At 67.5% G+C, this 4359-nt stretch carries 8 protein-coding genes; all 8 read left to right on the plus strand.

Annotated elements, in window-relative coordinates; translation table 11 throughout:
- Nucleotides 1-203: hypothetical protein (locus EJK15_RS72370; protein ID WP_206062294.1), on the plus strand; the 203-nt coding region annotated here is incomplete at its 5' end.
- 125 nt (nt 204-328) lie between these two features.
- Complete coding sequence (locus EJK15_RS67840) at nt 329-664, plus strand: helix-turn-helix domain-containing protein (protein ID WP_138720694.1); 336 nt, start codon at nt 329-331, stop codon at nt 662-664.
- 189 nt (nt 665-853) lie between these two features.
- On the plus strand, nt 854-1204 hold the full coding sequence (locus EJK15_RS67845) for a hypothetical protein (protein WP_138720695.1): 351 nt from the start codon (nt 854-856) through the stop codon (nt 1202-1204).
- Between the two features lie 86 nt (nt 1205-1290).
- Nucleotides 1291-1674, plus strand: coding sequence for a hypothetical protein (locus tag EJK15_RS67850; RefSeq protein ID WP_138720696.1), 384 nt, complete (start codon nt 1291-1293; stop codon nt 1672-1674).
- Nucleotides 1675-2041: 367 nt separating this feature from the next.
- The gene (locus EJK15_RS67855; protein WP_138720697.1) at nt 2042-2539 is read left to right on the plus strand and encodes a hypothetical protein; all 498 of its coding nucleotides are present in this window, start codon (nt 2042-2044) and stop codon (nt 2537-2539) included.
- 59 nt (nt 2540-2598) lie between these two features.
- On the plus strand, nt 2599-3216 hold the full coding sequence (locus EJK15_RS67860; RefSeq protein ID WP_138720698.1) for a hypothetical protein: 618 nt from the start codon (nt 2599-2601) through the stop codon (nt 3214-3216).
- Between the two features lie 57 nt (nt 3217-3273).
- Nucleotides 3274-3942 (plus strand): hypothetical protein, encoded by a 669-nt coding sequence (locus EJK15_RS67865; protein WP_138720699.1) that lies wholly within the window; start codon nt 3274-3276, stop codon nt 3940-3942.
- The gene (locus EJK15_RS72375) at nt 3939-4079 is read left to right on the plus strand and encodes a hypothetical protein (protein ID WP_171075413.1); all 141 of its coding nucleotides are present in this window, start codon (nt 3939-3941) and stop codon (nt 4077-4079) included. Before EJK15_RS67865 ends, EJK15_RS72375 begins: the two co-directional genes overlap by 4 nt.
- Nucleotides 4080-4359 lie beyond the last annotated feature (280 nt).

Raw genomic sequence — 4359 nt, forward strand, 5'->3', positions numbered from 1 at the left:
GCGGCCGCCCCCACCGCGGCCGCCCCCAACCGGAGAACTTCATGACCCCCATCGACCTCACCTTCTGGATCGGCTGGACGGCCATCATCGCCGCCATCGCCGGAGTCGTCCTGACTGGCGCCGGCCCGTGGCTCGTCCCCGCCGCGATGCTCGCCTGGTGCGTCGCCCTCGCCGTCGCCCGCATCCGCGAGCACCGGCCATGACCGGCCAACCACCCCCGCCGTCCCGATGCCCGGCCTGTACCGGACACCACCCGGACGACACCGACGATCCCCGACTCGTCTGCCAGTGCGGCACCTGCTGGCAGACACCCGCCCAGGAGCACACCGTGGCACCCACCTCCGACCGCGACGCACGCATCATCGAGCTCTACCAAGGCGACATGCCTGTCAAGGACATCGCCGCCGCCTTCGGGCTCACCTCCGCGCGCATCTCCCAGATCGCCGCAGCCGCACAGGTACCCCTCAGAAGGCCCCAGAACCGCCCCAAGCACGTCAACGTCACCAAAGTGATCACCGACAACCAGGCGGGTCTCACCGTGGCGGAGATCGCCACACAGCACCGCGTCAGCGAATCCACCATCCGCCGCTACCTCAAACAGGCCGGCCTGCGCGCCAACCCGCCCGCCCGCCGCCGCAAGTACCCCGTATCGGCTGCGGCCTGACGAGCACCGGGGCGGACGCAAGCCGCCTGACCACCGCGGCGGTCAGCGGCAACGTGAAGCTCGACCCATCCCCTAATCGAAGCGAGACGTAAGCCGCGTCTACGCGACATCCTCCCGGCCAGCCGACACCGCCGGGAGGATTTTCATGCCCGCACCACAGCCTGGCCAACCCCGCCCCAGGGCGATGACGTGACGCCCGATACCGCGCTGGTGCTCTACATCATCAGCGTCAACATCGCGCTGATCCTGCTGCTCCGCTCCTGGATCCTCGCCCGCCGGCGCATCGCCGCCCTCCGCATCGCCCAGGCCGAGGCACTGACGAGCGCACTCAACGCCGAGCAGGAGAACCAGCGCCTCGCCGGCCGCCTCACGCGCCTGCGCCAGGTCCTCGCGCCAATCGCTGCCCGCGCTCGCACCGGCCAGGACCTTGTCATCGCGCGCAAGGACCTGGCGATCGTGGCCGTGCTGGTCGAACACGAGGGCCAAGAGGCGGATGACCTGGTCGCGCTGGAGGATTCCTTCAATTCTGGCACCGTGTAGACATCGCTAAAGAACACTGCTAATGTTTTGATCAGTCAGCGGGGAGTGAGCGGCGCTCCTGGCTGTGACCGGAAGGAATCCCACCTGTGAGCATGAATTTCGCCTACGCGGGCCACCTCGCCGCCGAACTCGAATTCGTCGGCTTCCCGCCCGGCTTCATCGACCCCGGCCACATCGAGACCGGCCACCCGCACCTGCGCACCTACCGGGGCAAGAAGGCCGAGATCATCGTCAACGAGGAGACCAGCGAGGTCCGCATCTCCCGCCTGGCTGAGGACGCCACCGAGGACATCGGCATGCCGTGGGACTACAGCGAGGTGTTCCCCAGCGACATCATCGGCCCGCTCGCGATCGTCTACCTGTCGCTGCTCACCGAGCACGCGCAGCCCGGCCGCCCAACCGACGACGTGAACGCCGAGATCCACCCCATCATGCAGCGCTACCGCGCCGCCTTCATGGGCGCCGCCTGACCATGCAACTCACGCTGGAGGCGCCGGAGTTCGCTCCGGCGCCACCGCACGCCGCGCCCTACTGGCCCTGGCCGCCTGAACCGCATGGAAGTGAACACATGAGCACACCCAAAACCTCGCGCTTTCACCCCGGCTGCATGCAGGACCTCCGCGAGATGGCCGCCCGCCTGACGTGCTTCTGCACCCAGGCGACCGAACCCTGCATGGCACCGAAGGGAGAGCAGGGCCTGTGCCCCACGTGCCAGGCCGGATGCTGCACCTTCCACCGCATCTGCCCGGGGGAAGGCGAAGAGGTTCTCCACCACGCACCCGCGCCTGCCCGCGCGCCACGCCCGACCCCTATCGCTTAACCCACAAGGAAATCCACGTGACTAGCACGAACATCGTCATCCCCCGCGAGCAGATCGAACAGTGGGGAGGTCGGCCCCTCACTGACGACGAGATGGCTCGCCTTCAGAAGGCGATCGCAACGTCCAGCATCCCCGAAGCAGTCGGCGCGCTCATCGGCACCTTCCTGCCCCGCCCCGACGCGTCCATGATCGCTCAGGCGCTCACCGCCGCCGACAACGAACTGGACGACACCGCCAGCAGCTACCTCAATCTCACCAGCAGCGGAAACGTCCTCGACATCAAGGCCACACCCGCCCAGGACGGCGAGGTGTACGAGAGCGCCGCAGTCCACTTCTGCGCCGTTATCTCCGAGGTGTCGCCCGACGCGATGCAGGACGGCCCGCTGACGGTACTCAGCGCACGGGACGGCCGGGTCCATCTCGACCTCACCGACTTCTCCGACGTGTGCGACCTCACGCGCTACCAGGCGTTCGAGGCGGCGGCCCAGCTCATCACCGCCGCCGCCATCAGCTAACCCACCTGGCCGCCTCGTCGCTTAGACGAGGCGGCCCTCCGCACCCCCAAGGAAACCTCGTGATCGACACCCGCCCCATCACCCTCACGGACGCCCAGTGGGACCTTGTCCTCGCCACCGCCAACCTGGCACCGAACTTCGCCGTCCGGGAGTTCGACGACGTCCACGCCGTCCTCATCCGCGCCCACAACGCGCTCCGTCACGACCTGCCCGAGGATGACGAGCGCCGCATCGACGCCATCACCGACATGTCCCTCTGGTGCGTCGCCGACTCCCGCAACGATGACTTTCTCCTCAGCGTGACCCTCGCCCCCGGCTGCACCCTCCAGTCCGATCTCATCGACCTTGTGGACCTCAAGGAGGCCACCGGCGCCACCACCGGCTGGTCCGCCATCCGCGCAGTCCTCACTCGGTTGATCGCCGAGCGCAACAAGGTCTGCGAAGCGTTCGCGAACGTCGCCCTCGAATTCGACGGCCTCGTCGGCTACGCCGAACACCGGGGTGTCGATGCGGAAGACCTGTTCGACGTCATCCACGACACCGCCGCCGCGCACGCCAGCGACATGAACAACAGCGGCCTCGACTCCCAGATCCTGTACCTGATCGAGCAGAACGGGGGCAGGGCCACCCGCGACCTCATCGACGAACTCGCCGCCGACGTCGCTGCCACAGACTGACAACCCGCCGTGGCGGCACCACCGCCGCCCCGCCATCCCCGCCCGGAGAACACTCCCGTGACCATCACCGTGACCGGCCCGGCCGCGCTGCTCCACACCAGCGGAGCCCGCTTCAAGGCCCTGGCCGGCTCCGTCCTCCCGTTCGTCGCCGAACGTGAGGATGCCACCTCCCCGGCCCCCGTCACCCACCTGCACATCGAGGCAGTCAACAACGAACTCCTGCTCATCGGCACCGACCGCAAGTCCCTCGCCATCGTCCGGCAGTCGCTCACCGCCACATCCGCGAAATTCGCCGTCCGCGTGTCCGTGCCCGCCGACACGATCGGCGCCCGCCTCGACACCATCGACGACAAGACGCGCGTCTCCCTCGCCATCGAACCGAGAAAGATCACGCTCGCCTATGGGCGCACCGAGGTCCACATCCCGGCCCGCCCCAGCGAACTGCCCTGGCGGAGCGCCATCACCGACCACCTGACCGACGATGACGTCCTCACCGACCGCCTCATGATCGACCCCTTCCACCTGGCAAAGCTTGGGCCCGCCAAGGCCCTCGCCAAGCCCCGCAAGCCGATGAACATCCACCTGCGCGGAACCAACGGCCCTATCATCGCCACCGAAGGCCGCGCCTTCCTCGCCCTCATCATGCCCCGAGCGATTCCCGGCCATCCCGGCGAAACCCTCCCCGAACAGCCGCTCGGCCCATGGCTCGACCTCATCAATGAATGAGCGGCATCACAGACTGGTTCGACCTGCTCCACCAGGAGCAGGTCTGGATCGACGAGGACGGGCGCGAACACCGGATCGCCGGCATGGACCCCGCGTACTGCCGCCCTGCCTGGCACCGGTCTTCTGGCGAGAGATGACCAGGCCGGTGGCGAAGCCGATCACGTCTCGCGATTGCACTCAAGTGCCATCACGGGGCTAGAGCTAGAGGGCTAAACCGGGTCTGGCGTTGCGACTCTGAGTGAGTCGCAACGCCATTCAACTGCTAGTCCATTACCGCGTGCAGGAGGCCGGGGCCTGTCCAGTAAACGGTGTAACTCGATCTTGAATTAGTTCTATCGGGTGGTCGGGTTCAGGCGGCCTTCGAAGGTGATGGCGAAGGCGTTGAGAGCGGCTTTCCAGCGGGTGATCCAGCGTTTG

The sequence above is a fragment of the Nonomuraea basaltis genome, from assembly GCF_005893125.1.
Classification (GTDB): Bacteria; Actinomycetota; Actinomycetes; order Streptosporangiales; family Streptosporangiaceae; genus Nonomuraea; species Nonomuraea basaltis.

Excerpts from the sequence above, each read along its gene's own strand:
- EJK15_RS72375 (WP_171075413.1), top strand. The coding sequence starts at position 3,939 with ATGAGCGGCATCACAGACTGGTTCGACCTGCTCCACCAGGAGCAGGTC.